15 protein-coding genes are annotated in these 14,665 nt (G+C 63.5%); 3 read left to right on the forward strand and 12 right to left on the reverse strand.

Going from position 1 to position 14,665, the window contains the following annotated elements:
- Window positions 1-195 precede the first annotated feature (195 nt).
- The 12 genes from AC1DT6_RS37275 to AC1DT6_RS37330 all read right to left on the reverse strand — a co-directional run bounded on the left by AC1DT6_RS37275 (window position 196) and on the right by AC1DT6_RS37330 (window position 11,843).
- Window positions 196-897, reverse strand: coding sequence for an ABC transporter ATP-binding protein (locus tag AC1DT6_RS37275; RefSeq protein WP_035866058.1), 702 nt, complete (start codon window positions 895-897; stop codon window positions 196-198).
- Window positions 897-1,676: a high-affinity branched-chain amino acid ABC transporter ATP-binding protein LivG gene (livG, locus tag AC1DT6_RS37280; RefSeq protein ID WP_035866056.1), complete on the reverse strand. Its 780-nt coding sequence runs from the start codon at window positions 1,674-1,676 to the stop codon at window positions 897-899. The genes AC1DT6_RS37275 and livG overlap by 1 nt, the downstream gene beginning before the upstream one ends.
- Window positions 1,673-2,947 carry a high-affinity branched-chain amino acid ABC transporter permease LivM gene (locus AC1DT6_RS37285; protein WP_441635715.1) on the reverse strand — a complete coding sequence of 425 codons (1,275 nt, stop codon included), beginning with the start codon at window positions 2,945-2,947 and terminating at the stop codon, window positions 1,673-1,675. Before AC1DT6_RS37285 ends, livG begins: the two co-directional genes overlap by 4 nt.
- Before the next feature lie 4 nt (window positions 2,948-2,951).
- On the reverse strand, window positions 2,952-3,878 hold the full coding sequence (gene livH / locus AC1DT6_RS37290) for a high-affinity branched-chain amino acid ABC transporter permease LivH (protein WP_441635717.1): 927 nt from the start codon (window positions 3,876-3,878) through the stop codon (window positions 2,952-2,954).
- A gap of 195 nt (window positions 3,879-4,073) precedes the next feature.
- On the reverse strand, window positions 4,074-5,189 hold the full coding sequence (locus AC1DT6_RS37295; protein ID WP_441635719.1) for a branched-chain amino acid ABC transporter substrate-binding protein: 1,116 nt from the start codon (window positions 5,187-5,189) through the stop codon (window positions 4,074-4,076).
- 554 nt (window positions 5,190-5,743) lie between these two features.
- Complete coding sequence (gltA, locus tag AC1DT6_RS37300) at window positions 5,744-7,045, reverse strand: citrate synthase (protein ID WP_441635721.1); 1,302 nt, start codon at window positions 7,043-7,045, stop codon at window positions 5,744-5,746.
- 40 nt (window positions 7,046-7,085) lie between these two features.
- Window positions 7,086-7,373, reverse strand: coding sequence for an FAD assembly factor SdhE (locus AC1DT6_RS37305; protein WP_045242020.1), 288 nt, complete (start codon window positions 7,371-7,373; stop codon window positions 7,086-7,088).
- 80 nt (window positions 7,374-7,453) lie between these two features.
- Entirely contained in the window at window positions 7,454-8,155 is a 702-nt protein-coding gene (locus AC1DT6_RS37310) for a succinate dehydrogenase iron-sulfur subunit (protein ID WP_045242019.1), read from the reverse strand.
- A 34-nt stretch (window positions 8,156-8,189) separates the two neighbouring features.
- A complete protein-coding gene (sdhA, locus tag AC1DT6_RS37315; protein WP_477115424.1) occupies window positions 8,190-9,968 on the reverse strand; it encodes a succinate dehydrogenase flavoprotein subunit in 1,779 nt (592 codons plus the stop codon).
- A gap of 3 nt (window positions 9,969-9,971) precedes the next feature.
- Window positions 9,972-10,337 carry a succinate dehydrogenase, hydrophobic membrane anchor protein gene (sdhD, locus tag AC1DT6_RS37320; protein ID WP_006161623.1) on the reverse strand — a complete coding sequence of 122 codons (366 nt, stop codon included), beginning with the start codon at window positions 10,335-10,337 and terminating at the stop codon, window positions 9,972-9,974.
- Window positions 10,338-10,350: 13 nt separating this feature from the next.
- The gene (gene sdhC / locus AC1DT6_RS37325; RefSeq protein ID WP_045242017.1) at window positions 10,351-10,758 is read right to left on the reverse strand and encodes a succinate dehydrogenase, cytochrome b556 subunit; all 408 of its coding nucleotides are present in this window, start codon (window positions 10,756-10,758) and stop codon (window positions 10,351-10,353) included.
- Window positions 10,759-11,018: 260 nt separating this feature from the next.
- Complete coding sequence (locus AC1DT6_RS37330; RefSeq protein WP_477102346.1) at window positions 11,019-11,843, reverse strand: GntR family transcriptional regulator; 825 nt, start codon at window positions 11,841-11,843, stop codon at window positions 11,019-11,021.
- Window positions 11,844-12,183: 340 nt separating this feature from the next.
- On the opposite strand from AC1DT6_RS37330, the gene AC1DT6_RS37335 reads away from it, so the two are divergent.
- The 3 genes from AC1DT6_RS37335 to AC1DT6_RS37345 form a co-directional block, all read left to right on the forward strand.
- Window positions 12,184-13,167 carry a malate dehydrogenase gene (locus tag AC1DT6_RS37335; RefSeq protein WP_276290632.1) on the forward strand — a complete coding sequence of 328 codons (984 nt, stop codon included), beginning with the start codon at window positions 12,184-12,186 and terminating at the stop codon, window positions 13,165-13,167.
- Window positions 13,168-13,288: 121 nt separating this feature from the next.
- The gene (locus AC1DT6_RS37340; RefSeq protein ID WP_441635727.1) at window positions 13,289-14,269 is read left to right on the forward strand and encodes an HpcH/HpaI aldolase/citrate lyase family protein; all 981 of its coding nucleotides are present in this window, start codon (window positions 13,289-13,291) and stop codon (window positions 14,267-14,269) included.
- Window positions 14,270-14,387: 118 nt separating this feature from the next.
- A partial coding sequence (locus AC1DT6_RS37345; RefSeq protein WP_441635729.1) for a citrate/2-methylcitrate synthase occupies window positions 14,388-14,665 on the forward strand: 278 nt, incomplete at its 3' end.

Raw genomic sequence — 14,665 nt, forward strand, 5'->3', positions numbered from 1 at the left:
GCTTGCTGCGATGCTTGACTTCGCAATCGATTATGCCACAGCGATAGCGCGCGACCGGGCCCTGGCCGGGCCGCGCGGCGGCGGGAATGTAATGTGATTGGCGAAAGGGGGATTTCGCCGATGGCGAAAAGGGGGGAATGGCGTGGGCGTTCTCCCGCTCGGCCGCCAGGCGGACGAGCGGGGAAAAAGATGGGCTCAACCGCCCAGATACGCGCTCTTGATACGATCGTTGGCCAACAGGTTGGCGCCAGTGTCCGCCAGCACCACGCGCCCCGTCTCCAGCACATAGCCACGATCCGCCACGCCCAGCGCCTTGTTCGCGTTCTGCTCCACCAGGAACACAGTGACGCCTTCGTCACGAATGGTCCGGATGATGTCGAAGATCTGCGCGATCACCAGCGGCGCCAGGCCGAGGGTAGGCTCATCCAGCAATAGCAGCCGGGGCCGGCTCATCAGCGCGCGGCCGATGGCCAGCATCTGCTGCTCGCCGCCGGACATGGTCCCGGCGCGCTGGGCCGAGCGCTGCTTCAGGCGCGGGAAGAGCTTGTAGACGTGCTCGACGCCCGCCTCGATCTCGTCGCGCTTGCCGAAGAAGGCGCCCATCTTCAGGTTTTCCAGCACCGTCAGGCTGGGAAACACGCGCCTCCCTTCCGGCGAGATCGCCATGCCGAGACGCATGATCTCGTGGGTAGGACGCCGCGTGATGTCCTGTCCTTCGAACATCACGCGTCCGCTCGACGCGCGCGGCGAGCCGCACACGGTCATCATCAGCGTGGTCTTGCCAGCGCCGTTGCTGCCGATCAGCGTGACGATCTCGCCCTTGTTCACTTCGATCGATACGCCAGACAGCGCTTCAATGGCGCCGTAATGGGTATGGACCTTTTCCAGCTTCAGCATCAGTCCTCTCCCAGGTAAGCCTTGATCACGCGCGGATCGTTACGCACTTCGGCCGGTTTGCCGATCACGATCGGCCGGCCGTGCTCCATCACCAGGATGCGGTCGGACACGCCCATCACCAGGCTCATGTCGTGTTCGATCAGCAGCACCGAGATCTTGAACTCGCGCCGCAACTGGTCGATCAGTTGCGACAACTCGACCTTTTCCTGCGGGTTGAGCCCGGCCGCGGGCTCATCGAGCATCAACAGGCGCGGATTGGTGATCATGCARCGCGCGATCTCCAGCCGSCGCTGRTGRCCGTACGACAGCGTGCCCGCCTCGCGGTTGGCCACGCCACGCAGACCCATGCGCTCGAGCCACACCGAAGCGCGCTCCAGCGCCTCGCGTTCGGCGCGGCGATAGGCCGGCGTGGCGAACAGCCCGTGCAGCAGGCCGGAGCGCACCTGCAGGTGCTGTGCCACCAGCAGGTTCTCCACCACCGTCAGTTGCTTGAACAGACGGATATTCTGGAACGTGCGCACCAGCCCGCGGCGCGCCACCTGGTGGCTCGGCAGGCGGGCAATCGAATGGCCGTCCAGCGAGACCTCGCCGGCGGTCGGCTTGTAGAAGCCGCCCACGCAGTTGAACACCGTGGTCTTGCCCGCGCCGTTGGGGCCGATGATGGCGAAGACTTCGTCACGGCGCACATCGAAATCGATGCCGTCGACCGCCAGCAGGCCGCCGAAGCGCATCTGCAGGCCGGAGACTTTCAGCAGTTCCGCTTGTTGAACTTGACTCATTGCGGCAACTCCACGTGGGGGCGGCTCGCGGGCAGCAGGCCCTGCGGACGCCACATCATCATCAGCACCATCACCAGGCCAAAGATCAGCATGCGGTACTCGGCAAAGCCGCGTGCCATTTCCGGCAGCGCGGTCAGCAGGATGGCCGCCAGGATCACGCCCAGTTGCGAGCCCATGCCGCCCAGCACCACCACCGCCAGGATCAGCGCGGACTCGATGAAGGTGAACGATTCGGGATTAACCAGGCCCTGGCGCGCGGCGAAGAACGCGCCGCCCAGGCCGGCGAAGGCCGCGCCCAGCGTAAATGCCGACAGCTTGATGCGGGTCGGGTTCAGGCCGAGCGAACGGCAGGCGATCTCATCCTCGCGCAGGGCTTCCCACGCGCGCCCCATCGGCATGCGGATCAGCCGGCTGGTGACGAACAGCGTGAAGCCCACCAGCAGCAGCGCCAGCAGGTACAGGAAGATCACCATGTGCTCGCCGCTGTAGTCCCAGCCCAGCAGCTCGTGGAAAGTCTTGGCGCCCTCCACGCTCGCGCTGCGTGCCATCTCGATGCCGAACACGGTCGGCTTCGGGATGCCCGACACGCCGTCCGGGCCACCGGTCAGGCTGGTCAGGTTGTTGAGCAGCAGGCGGATGATTTCGCCGAAGCCCAGCGTGACGATGGCCAGGTAATCGCCACGCAGCCGCAGCACCGGGAAGCCCAGCAGGAAACCGAAGGTGGCCGACATGCAGGCTGCGATCGGCAGGCATTCCCAGAAGGTCAGGCCGAAGTACTGGTTGAGCAGTGCGTAGGTGTAGCCGCCCACCGCGTAAAAGCCGACGTAGCCCAGGTCAAGCAGCCCGGCGTAGCCCACCACGATGTTCAGGCCCAGCCCGAGGATCACGTAGATCAGTGCCAGCGTGGCCACGTCCACCGCGCCGCGCGAGCCGAAGAACGGGAACACCAAGCCGACCGCCAGCAGCAGCCAGATCACCTTGCGTTGCTGGCCGGTGCCCAGCGCGGGCAGGCTCGGCACCTTGACGCCGGCGGTGGCGCGCAGGAACAGCGGCTTGAACAGCTGGAACAGGAAGACCGCGCCCACCGCCAGCCAGACCGGCTTCCAGTGCGGCTCGAACACAACCTTGTAGCCGTCCAGCTTGAGCTGCAGCCCCAGCACGGGAATAGTCAGGATGGCCGTCATCACGGCCGCGACGATGGCGTTCTTCAGGGTCTGCCCTGCCGGGGCGCTTTGCGCCACGTTGATCGGCGTAGAAATAGCTTGTGTCATGGCGTCATACCTTTTCAACGTCGGGCTTGCCCAGCAGGCCGGTCGGGCGGAACAGCAGGATCAGCACCAGCAGGCCGAAGGCCACCACGTCCTTGTACTCGGCCGGCATGTAGCCGGAGGCAAAGGTTTCCGCCAAGCCCAGCAGCACACCGCCCAGCATGGCGCCGGGGATGCTGCCGATGCCGCCAAGCACCGCCGCGGTAAAAGCCTTGATGCCTGCGACGAAGCCGATATAGGGATTGAGCTTGCCGATGGTCAGGCCGATCAGCACACCGCCCACCGCCGCCAGCATCGCGCCCAGCACGAAGGTGAAGGAGATCACGCGGTTGGTGTCGATGCCGAGCAGGTTGGCCATGCGCATGTCTTCGGCGCAGGCGCGGCAGGCGCGGCCCATGCGCGAATGGCCGATAAACAGCGTCAGCGCGATCATCAGCACCAGCGTCACGCCCACGATCAGCAGCCGCGAATACGGCATGGTCACGGTGAAGTCGCTGCCCATCTGGAACTCGATGGCGCCGGAGAGCAGCACCGGCACGGACACGTCGCGCGCGCCCTGCCCGATCTGCACATAGTTCTGCAGGAAGATCGACATGCCGATGGCGGAGATCAGCGGCACCAGCCGCGGCCCGCCGCGCAGGGGCCGGTAGGCCACCCGCTCCACCGCGAAGCCGTACAGGCCGGTGACCAGCACCGAAACCAGCAAGGCGGCGCCCAGCACCAGCGGCAGCGGATAACCCGCGCTCGCACCGATCGCAGTGAGCGTCACCAGGCCCACGTAGGCGCCGATCATATAGATCTCGCCGTGGGCAAAATTGATCATGCCGATGATGCCGTAGACCATGGTGTAGCCAATGGCAATCAGCGCATAGATCGCACCCAGCGTCAGGCCATTGACCAGTTGCTGGGTGAACTGCGGAAGGAACTCGTTCATGCGGGAAGCCCCATAACTTTGAAGCAGGAGAAGCCGGCGCTGCAGGAGATGCGCAAGCGCCTGGCAAGCTCCGTGATGCCGGAGTTGCCCAGGCACCGGCTGCGGCGGATAAGCCGCACCGGCCGGGCAACCGGACCCCGATACCAAAACGCCCCGCTCAAACCATGAGCGGGGCGTATCAAGCCGATGTGCGGCTTAGTTGGCAGCGGTCTTGGTAGCGTCCTTGTGCCAGGTGAACACAACGAACCTGAACGACTTCAGGTCGCCCTGCGCGTCGTACTCGACCTTGCCGATCGGGGTCTGGAAGGCGTTCTTGTGCATGTAGGCCGCGACCTTGGTCGGGTCGGTGCTCTTGGCGCCGGCGATGGCGTCGCCGATGATCTGGACCGCGGCATAGGCCGGCATCTGGAACGGGCCGTTGGCATCGCGCTTTTTGTCGGCGAAAGCCTTGACCAGCGCGGCATTGGACGGATCGGCGGAGAAGTCGGCCGGCAACGTCACCAGCATGCCTTCGGACGACGCGCCGGCAATGGCGGTCACGTCCTTGTTGCCCACGCCTTCAGGACCCATGAAGGTCGCCTTGACGCCCTGCTCGCGCGCCTGGCGCATCAGCAGGCCCATTTCCGGGTGGTAGCCGCCGAAGTAGACGAAGTCCACGCCTTGCGACTTGAGCTTGGTGATCACGGCGGAGTAGTCCGAATCGCCGGCATTCACGCCTTCGAACACGGCGACCGGGATCTTGGCGGCTTCCAGGTCCTTCTTCACCGAGGACGCGATGCCCTGACCGTACGACTGCTTGTCGTGCAGGATCGCAACCTTCTTGGGCTTGACCTTGGTGATGATGTACTGGGCAGCGGCCGGGCCTTGCTGGTCGTCACGGCCGATGGTGCGGAAGATGAACTTGCGCTTCTTGTTTTCGGTCAGCTGCGGCGCGGTGGCCGACGGGGTGACCATCACGACGCCTTCGTTCTCGTAGATGTCGGAGGCGGGGATGGTCGAGCCCGAGCACACGTGCCCGATTACGTAGTGGATCTTCTGGCTGACGATCTTGTTGGCAACCGCCACGGCTTGCTTGGGTTCGCAGGCGTCGTCCATCAGCACCACTTCGAACTTGTTGCCGCCCGCGCCGCCGGCGGCATTGATCTGCTCGATGGCAGTCAGCGCGCCAGCCTTGACCATGTCGCCGTACTGGGCAACCGAGCCGCTCATGGGGCCGGCAATGGCAATCTTGATGGTCTCCGCGTTGGCGGTGGCGCCGAAAGCGCACAGGGCCGTGGCCAGGGAGATGGACGTAAGACGGGACAGCGTCATCAGGAGCTCCTCGATATGTATTGGTCATGGACTGAGGCGGCATGACCTGCGCAATCGAACAACACCCGCGAGCTACAACCTGGAAGACGCCCGAGACGCGGAAGACGGGCCTGCAAGACATAAAGCGTGTGCGGGGCCCGGCATGTGCCAGCCCTCCCGGATACAGCGGAGAGGACCTTGGTTCGGAAAGACAACGTTAATGCGTTCTCTATTGCGCAGGTGATTCGCCTGCCCCGCTCGCCTCAACGCAGTCCGGAAGGGTGGCCCGGCTGCTGTCGGCAAAGCAGCCCGCATTATAGGGTCAAACTCCGCGCCGGATGGCATATTTGCACAACAAATGAGGACGCAATTAGCAGATTTTCGGCACAAATCATCGAAAATTGACGTTTTCGCCACCTTTTCGGCAATCATTCTTTTGCGACGCACAAGGGCTGCCTGGCCTGAATGACAAACGCCCCGGCATGGCCGGGGCGTTTGGTATTGCTGCGCTGCTCACGGGGACCAGGTTATCCACACCCTACTTCGGCATGGCCCCCTGCCCTTGGGCGAAAAGCTCAACGCGTGCCGATATCCGGCACGTTGCGGCTTGCCGCACCGTTGAACAGCTGGCGCGGACGGCCGATCTTGTACTCCGGATCGGTGATCATTTCTTCCCACTGCGAGATCCAGCCCGGCGTGCGTGCCAGGGCGAAGATGCAGGTGAACAGCGACGTCGGGATGCCCAGCGCGCGCTGCACGATGCCCGAGTAGAAGTCGACGTTCGGGTACAGCTTGCGGCTGACGAAGTACTCGTCTTCCAGCGCGATCTTTTCCAGTTCCATGGCGAGCTTGAACAGCGGGTCGTTGTGCAGGCCCAGTTCGTTCAGCACTTCATAGCAGGTTTCGCGCATCAGCTTGGCACGCGGGTCGTAGTTCTTGTACACGCGGTGGCCAAAGCCCATCAGGCGGACGCCCGAGTTCTTGTCCTTGACCTGCTTGATGAACTCCGTGATGTTGTCGACGCTGCCGATTTCCTCAAGCATCTTGAGGGCGGCTTCGTTGGCGCCACCGTGGGCCGGGCCCCACAGGCAAGCCACGCCGGCGGCGATGGCGGCGAACGGGTTGGTACCCGAGGAGCCGGCCAGGCGCACCGTGGAGGTGGATGCGTTCTGCTCGTGGTCCGCGTGCAGGATGAAGATGCGGTCCAGCGCGCGCTCGAGCACCGGGTTCACCTTGTACGGAGCGCACGGCGTGGAGAACATCATCTGCATGAAGTTGCCCGAGTAGGACAGGTCGTTCTGCGGATAGATGTACGGCTGGCCGATGTTGTACTTGTAGGCCATGGCGACCAGGGTCGGCATCTTGGCGATCAGGCGGATCGCGGAGATTTCGCGCTGGTGCGGATCATCGATGTCCATGGCGTCGTGGTAGAACGCGCTCATGGCACCCACCAGGCCCGTCAGGACGGCCATCGGGTGGGCATCGCGGCGGAAGCCGCGCAGGAAAAACTGCATCTGCTCGTGAACCATGGTGTGGTTCATCACGGCACCGACGAATTCTTCCTTCTGCTTGGCGTTGGGCAGTTCGCCCTTGAGCAGCAGGTAGCAGGTTTCCAGGTGGTCGCACTTGGTCGCCAGCTGCTCGATCGGGTAGCCGCGGTACAGCAGTTCGCCCTTGTCGCCGTCGATATAGGTGATCTTCGAATTGCACGAAGCCGTCGACATGAAACCGGGGTCATAGGTGAACTTGCCGGTTTGTCCGTACAGCTTGCGAATATCGATTACGTCGGGGCCAACGGTACCCGTATAAATCGGCAGCTCAACGCTGGGGGAACCATCGGAAAACGATAGCGTGGCTTTCACATCGGACGGCGTCATGTCGGTTCCTTCTAATGCTGACTAATAATGTTGACGAAACTCAGACCGAACGCAGCAGGGCAATCACGTGCTGCATCGGGGGCGTGTCGAGCTCACCGTCCAGCTCCTTGCGGGCAAGCAGCAGGTCCATCAACTCGTTGTCGCTCAGCTCGAACAGCTCGGAGAGCGCGGCCACGTCCTGGTCGGATAGGCTTTCTTCGTAACGGTTGAAAAAACGTTCGACGATGATGTCGTTCTCCAGGAGGCCGCGCCGCGCGCGCCAGCGCAGTCGCGCACGCCGGTGCGGATCGGCCTGGTGGGAGAAACTGGGGGAAACACTTTCGGTCATAGGTACCTACTTCCGGCGCGCCGGTCGGGTATGCAGTTTGATAGCCCGGACTGACGCGCCGCTTACATCCACCGCGCGGATCAGACCGAGCGGCGAACCATCAGCTCCTTGATCTTGCCGATGGCCTTGGTCGGGTTCAGTCCCTTCGGGCAAACGTCGACGCAGTTCATGATGCTGTGGCAACGGAACAGGCGGTACGGGTCGTTCAGGTCGTCCAGACGCTCGCTGGTCGCCTGGTCGCGGCTGTCCGCGATAAAGCGATAGGCTTGCAGCAGGCCGGCCGGGCCGACGAACTTGTCCGGGTTCCACCAGAACGACGGGCACGACGTCGAGCAGCTTGCGCACAGGATGCACTCATACAGGCCATCCAGCTCGTCGCGTTCCTCGGGCGACTGCAGGCGCTCTTTCTCGGGCGGCGGCTCGTCGTTGATGAGGTACGGCTTGATCGAGTTGTACTGCTTGAAGAACTGCGTCATGTCGACGATCAGGTCGCGCACCACCGGCAGGCCGGGCAGCGGACGCAATACGATGCGGTCCGGCAGCTCGCGCATATTGGTCAGGCAGGCCAGACCGTTCTTGCCGTTGATGTTCATCGCGTCCGAACCACACACGCCTTCGCGGCAGGAACGGCGGAACGAGATGGTTTCGTCCAGCTTCTTCAGCTTGACCAGCGCGTCCAGCAACATGCGCTCATGACCGTCAAGCTCGACCTCGTAAGTCTGCATGCGGGGCGCAGCATCCTTGTCCGGATCGTAGCGGTAGACTTCGAAAATACGCTTCATTTCTGTGGGTCCTGTGGGTCGTCTACGGCGGTGCTTAGAAGGTCCGGGCCTTGGGCGGAACGCTTTCCACCGTCAGCGGGTTCATCTTCACCGGCTTGTATTCGAGGCGGTTGCCTTCGCTGTAGAACAGGGTGTGCTTGAGCCAGCTCTCGTCGTCGCGATTCGGGAAATCGCTGTGCGCGTGCGCACCGCGGGATTCCTTGCGGGCAGCCGCCGAGATCATGGTGGCCTTCGCCACTTCCACCAGGTTGGCCACTTCCAGGGCTTCCACCAGTGCGGTGTTGAAGACCTTGGACTTGTCCTTCAGGTGAATGTTGTTGGCACGCTCGGTCACTTCCAGGATGCGCTCGACGCCCTCATCCATCAGCTTCTGCGTACGGAACACGCCCGCATGCGACTGCATGTTCTTGCGGATGTCGTTGGCCACGTCCTGGGTGTATTCACCCGAGGTCGACGATTGCAGCTTGGCCAGGCGCGACATGGCGCGGTCGGCGGCATCGGCCGGCAGCGGCTTGTGCTCTTTCTGCTTGATCGCCGTCGCCGCGATATGGTTGCCGGCCGCGCGGCCGAACACCACCAGGTCCAGCAGCGAGTTGGTGCCCAGGCGGTTGGCGCCGTGCACCGACACGCAGGAGCATTCGCCGATCGCGTAGAAACCGTTGATGACCTCGTTGGGATTGCCGTTCTTCGGCGCCACCACCTGGCCATTGATATTCGTCGGGATACCGCCCATCTGGTAATGGATGGTCGGCACCACCGGGATCGGTTCCTTGATCGCGTCCACGTTGGCGAACTTGACGCCGATCTCGCGGATCGACGGCAGGCGCTTCATGATGGTGTCCGCGCCAACGTGCGTCAGGTCCAGCAGCACGTAGTCGCCGTTCGGGCCGCAGCCGCGGCCTTCCTTGATTTCCTGGTCCATCGAGCGCGAGACGAAGTCGCGCGGCGCCAGGTCCTTCAGCGTCGGCGCATAGCGCTCCATGAAGCGCTCGCCGTCCTTGTTGCGCAGGATACCGCCTTCGCCGCGCACGCCTTCGGTGATCAGCACGCCCGCGCCGGCCACGCCGGTCGGGTGGAACTGCCAGAACTCCATGTCCTCCAGCGGCACGCCTGCGCGCGCTGCCATGCCCAGGCCGTCACCGGTGTTGATGAAGGCGTTGGTCGAAGCGGCATAGATCCGGCCGGCGCCGCCGGTGGCGAACAGCGTGGTCTTGGCTTCGAGGATGTAGACTTCGCCGGTTTCCATTTCCAGCGCGGTCACGCCCAGCACGTCGCCGTCGGCGTCGCGGATCAGGTCCAGCGCCATCCATTCGACGAAGAAGTGCGTCTTGGCGCGCACATTACGCTGGTACAGCGTATGCAGCAGTGCGTGGCCGGTACGGTCGGCCGCGGCGCAAGCGCGCTGGACCGGCTTCTCGCCGTAGTTGGACGTGTGGCCGCCAAACGGACGCTGGTAGATGGTGCCGTCGGGGTTGCGGTCGAACGGCATGCCGAAGTGTTCGAGCTCGTAGACCACCTTGGGCGCTTCACGGCACATGAATTCGATCGCGTCCTGGTCGCCCAGCCAATCGGAACCCTTGATGGTGTCGTAGAAGTGATAGTGCCAGTTGTCCTCGCTCATGTTGCCGAGCGAGGCGCCGATGCCGCCCTGCGCCGCCACGGTGTGCGAGCGGGTCGGGAAAACCTTGGAAAGCACGGCCACGTTCAGGCCGGCCTCTGCGAGCTGGWGGGATGCGCGCATCCCGGCGCCGCCCGCCCCGACGATGACCACGTCAAAGCGACGACGCGGCAATCCTGTCTTGACTGCGACCATTTATTACACCCTCCAGAGAATCTGAGCTGCGTAGCCCGCGCAACCGACGAGCCACAGAATCGTAAGAACTTGCAGCACGAGGCGCACGGCCATCGGCTTCACATAGTCCATCCAGATGTCGCGCACGCCAATCCAGGCGTGAAACAGCAGCGACAGGATGGTGAGGAACGTGATGATCTTCATCCATTGGTTGGCGAAGAGACCTGCCCACGCTTCGTAGGAAGCGCCGTTCGAGAGCAGGAAGGCGACTGCCAGCACGACGGTGAAGACCACCATGATGACAGCGGTGACGCGCTGCGCGAGCCAGTCTTTCAGACCGTAGTGCGCACCGACGACCAGACGCTTGGGACCGATATTATTATTTGCCACGTTGACTCTCTCCTCAGAACAGGCCGAACAGCTTCAGGCCGAACACCGCGGTGAGCAACAGGCTGATGATCAGCACGGAGACAGCGGACTTGGCCGAAGCGGCCTTGGTCACACCGACGTGCACGTCGAGCAGCAGGAAACGGATGCCAGCGCAGAAGTGGTGCAGGTAACCCCAGATCAGGGCCAGCAGAACCAGCTTGACGAAGCCACCGGACAGCAGCGCCGAGAACTTTGCGAAACTCAGTTCGGAAGTGACGCTCTGCTCGAAGAGATACAGGACGAAAGGAAGGAGGAGGAACATCAGAGCACCGCTTGCGCGATGCAGGATGGACACCTTGCCGGCCCAGGGCAACCTGTAACGCGCCAGCTGCGTCACATGGATGTTCCGGAACTCCGGCCTGGCTTGTTTGGCTTCAGCCATGCGAGACCCCATTTTGCGGTAAACAAAAAACAAAACTACTGAGCGCTCTGGATGCAAATGGATGCAGCCGGAGCAAATCCCGATAATTTTAGCGCCTTTGTTGCGCGGCGCACCAATAATTTTCAGCTATCGCGCACCAACATGGCGTGCCCGACAATCGAACGCAACCACGCCGCCCGGTAATCTCCCCCGCTTTGCGCAACGGCGGGGTCCGCCGTGGCGGCGTCGGCAATAATCCACCCGCATTTCCACACGGCAGCTCAGCTCAAATCGTTCTGATAATAGTGCCGGGTAGTGACGTACAGCCCCCGCCGGACCTCGACGGGCCGGTCGCCATAGGTGAACGAGACCCGCTCGACGGACAAAAGCGGCGTCCCCGCATCGACGGACAGCAGGGTGGCGGTGGCGCTATCTGCCGCCACGGCGCGGATTTTCTCGGTGGCCCGGATCATGCGCGTGCCGAATTCGGCCTCGAACAGCGCATACATCGGCCCCTTCCATTCGGTCAGCTTTTCGGCGGTCAGGCCCTTGAAGTTGGTACCCAGCAGCCAGATTTCGTCCAGCACCGTGGCTTCGCCGGAGAAAAACAGCACGCGGCGGATCTGCACCACGCTATCGCCGGTGCGGATCTCCAGCAGGCGTGCGATTTCGGCCGGCGCGCGCAGGCGCTTGCACTCCAGCACCTGGCTTGCGCCATAATGCGGCTCGCCCTCGTCCGGCACCAGGCGCAGGAAGCGGAACTTCACGCCATCCTCGTGGTGCGTCGTGACAAAGGTGCCCTTGCCCTGCCGGCGCGCGACCAGGTTCTCGGCCGCGAGTTCGTCGATCGCCTTGCGCACGGTGCCCTGGCTGACCTTGTAGCGCGCGGCAAGGTCCATCTCGCTGGGGATCATTTCGCCTGGCTTCCATTCGCCGGACTGCAGGCTCTGCGTGATGAGCGCCTTGATCTGCTGATAGAGCGGGCTGAACGTAGGCGAGGCCGCGGCGGCCGCGGACGGCTGCGTCCCGGCGCCGGGCGCAGCGGCGCCGTTATCCTGCACTGCAGCAACGGCAGTGCCGGCGAGGGACGGGGGCAGGGATGACATAACCGAATTTCACCACAAAATGGCAAAGGGCGTCCAGCCCGACATCAAATGTCTTATGTCTTATATAAGACATATGAATTGACAACACAATTGAGCCGGCCTACACTCCCGCAGGTTTCACGCTGGCATCCACTCTGGATACGGCACCCCTCTTCGCAGTAGACTTACGCTTTGTCGCACCCCATGACCCGTTGTGGCTCTCTCCAGTCGGCATCGTTAGCAGCGCGCCGGTGGATTGCCGCCTGCCGCCGTGGCGACAAATCCGCACCCGGTGACGTCCGGACCCCCGTCCGGCTCGCCACCGACCAGTTTCCCCCTCTTCTTGTTTGGAGAATTACTCATGGCTAAAGCCCCAATGCGCGTCGCAGTCACCGGCGCCGCTGGCCAGATCGGCTACTCCCTGCTGTTCCGCATTGCCAATGGCGACATGCTCGGCAAAGACCAGCCGGTCATCCTCCAACTGCTCGACCTCCCGCAAGCCCAGGCCGCCGTCAAGGGCGTGGTGATGGAACTGGAAGATTGCGCATTCCCGCTGCTGGCCGGCGTGGTGATCACCGACGATCCCAAGGTCGCGTTCAAGGATGCCAACGTCGCGCTGCTGGTCGGTGCCCGTCCGCGCAGCAAGGGCATGGAGCGCAAGGACCTGCTCGAAGCCAACGCCCAGATCTTCACGGTGCAGGGTAAGGCACTGGACGAAGTCGCCGCCCGCGACATCAAGGTGCTGGTGGTCGGCAACCCGGCCAATACCAACGCCTATATCGCGATGAAGTCGGCTCCGAGCCTGCCCAAGGAGAACTTCACCGCCATGCTGCGCCTGGATCACAATCGTGCCCTGTCGCAAATCGCCGCCAAGACCGGCAAGCCTGTCGCGTCGATCGAGAAGATGTTCGTCTGGGGCAACCACAGCCCGACCATGTACGCCGACTACCGCTACGCGACCGTCGACGGCCAGAGCGTCAAGGACCTGATCAACGACCACGCCTGGAACAATGACGTGTTCCTCCCGACCGTCGGCAAGCGCGGCGCCGCCATCATCGAGGCGCGTGGCCTGTCGTCGGCAGCTTCGGCCGCCAACGCCGCCATCGACCACGTGCATGACTGGGTCCTGGGCTCGAACGGCAAGTGGGTCACCATGGGCATCCCGTCCGACGGTTCCTACGGCATCCCCGAGGACACCATGTTCGGCTTCCCGGTGACCACCGCCAACGGCAAGTATGAAATGGTCAAGGGCCTTGAAGTCGACGCCTACAGCCGGGAAAAGATCAACATCACGCTCAAGGAACTGGAAGAAGAGCGTGCCGGCGTGCAGCATCTGCTCGGCTGATCCAGGCACCGCCAATGACTAAGCCGGAGCCCCGCAACGATTCACGAATCGGCGCGGGCTCCGGTTTTTTCATTCTGGCGCCCCGCCCTTCCCTCCCCCAACCGCTATCCGATTGAATAAAGTGCATCCTTCCGAGGTCTTGTTCCAGGGCGAAGCCATTCCGACGCAACTGCCGGTCTGCGACCACTATGCCGGCAGCGAAAAGCTGATGCTGAAATCGCTTGCCCTGCAGCAAGAGCTTGGGCCCGTGTTCGATATCACTTTCGACTGCGAAGACGGCGCCGCCGTGGGCCTGGAGCGCGATCACGCCGAATTGTGCGCTCGCCTCATCAACGGCCCGCTGAACCGCTTCAACCGCGTGGGCGTTCGCGTACACGACCCTGCCCATGCCAGCTGGCGCCAGGACATCGACATCCTGGTCGGCAGTGCCGGCGCCCGCCTGGCCTATGTGGTCGTGCCCAAGGTAACCGACGTGGTGGAGGTCGCCCGCGTCACCGACCACGTCAACCAGGCCGCGCGCGCGGCCGGCATTGCGCGCCACATCCCCATTCATGTGCTGATAGAGACGCACGCCGCGCTGGAGCAGGCTTTCGATATCGCCCGGCTGGTGCAGGTGGAATGCCTCAGCTTCGGCTTGATGGATTTCGTCTCGGCGCACCACGGTGCCATTCCGGGCGAAGCCATGCGCTCGCCGCAGCAGTTCGAGCACCCGCTGATCCGGCGTGCCATGCTCGAGATCTCGGCAGCCTGCCATCGTCATGGCAAAGTGCCGTCGCACAATGTCAGCACCGATATCGAGCAGCCCGCGCGCGCTGGAGACGATGCGATACGGGCGCGTGCCGAGTTCGGCTACCTGCGCAAGTGGAGCATCCACCCCAGCCAGATCCAGCCGATCGTGGCGGCCTTCCGCCCTGGCGGCGCGGAGATCGGCGCGGCCAGCGAGATACTGATGGCCGCCTACGAGAACAACTGGGCGCCGATCCGCCACCAGGGCCAGTTGCACGACCGCGCCAGCTACCGCTATTACTGGTCGCTGCTGCAGCGTGCGCATGCCACCGGCGCCGGCCTGCCGGGCAATGTGCTGGACCGCTTTTTTGCATGAACGCTGCCTGGGGCGTGGCATCGCGCGGCATTTGCGCGGTGCGCCCAGGCAATGACCACCCTATGACACAGGGTCCAGCCCGGGCCAGGCGCGGGTGAGAGGCCAGACAGGAGACACGATGTCAGAGCAGCAGCCAGTCCCGCAGAACACCCCTAAGCCGAAGAAATCCGTCGCCCTGTCGGGCGTGACCGCCGGCAATACAGCGCTATGCACGGTCGGCCGTACCGGCAACGACCTGCACTACCGTGGCTACGACATCATCGACATCGCCGAGACCTGCGAGTTCGAAGAGATCGCCCACCTGCTGGTGCACGGCAAGCTCCCCACCCGCGCCGAACTCACCGCCTACAAGGCCAAGCTCAAGGCCCTGCGCGGCCTGCCCGCCAACGTCAAGGC

Source organism: Cupriavidus sp. 01L45, assembly GCF_056399885.1.

Excerpts from the sequence above, each read along its gene's own strand:
- AC1DT6_RS37275 (WP_035866058.1), bottom strand. The coding sequence starts at position 897 with ATGCTGAAGCTGGAAAAGGTCCATACCCATTACGGCGCCATTGAAGCG.
- AC1DT6_RS37285 (WP_441635715.1), bottom strand. The coding sequence starts at position 2,947 with ATGACACAAGCTATTTCTACGCCGATCAACGTGGCGCAAAGCGCCCCG.
- livH (WP_441635717.1), bottom strand. The coding sequence starts at position 3,878 with ATGAACGAGTTCCTTCCGCAGTTCACCCAGCAACTGGTCAATGGCCTG.
- AC1DT6_RS37295 (WP_441635719.1), bottom strand. The coding sequence starts at position 5,189 with ATGACGCTGTCCCGTCTTACGTCCATCTCCCTGGCCACGGCCCTGTGC.
- gltA (WP_441635721.1), bottom strand. The coding sequence starts at position 7,045 with ATGACGCCGTCCGATGTGAAAGCCACGCTATCGTTTTCCGATGGTTCC.
- AC1DT6_RS37305 (WP_045242020.1), bottom strand. The coding sequence starts at position 7,373 with ATGACCGAAAGTGTTTCCCCCAGTTTCTCCCACCAGGCCGATCCGCAC.
- AC1DT6_RS37310 (WP_045242019.1), bottom strand. The coding sequence starts at position 8,155 with ATGAAGCGTATTTTCGAAGTCTACCGCTACGATCCGGACAAGGATGCT.
- sdhC (WP_045242017.1), bottom strand. The coding sequence starts at position 10,758 with ATGGCTGAAGCCAAACAAGCCAGGCCGGAGTTCCGGAACATCCATGTG.
- AC1DT6_RS37330 (WP_477102346.1), bottom strand. The coding sequence starts at position 11,843 with ATGTCATCCCTGCCCCCGTCCCTCGCCGGCACTGCCGTTGCTGCAGTG.
- AC1DT6_RS37335 (WP_276290632.1), top strand. The coding sequence starts at position 12,184 with ATGGCTAAAGCCCCAATGCGCGTCGCAGTCACCGGCGCCGCTGGCCAG.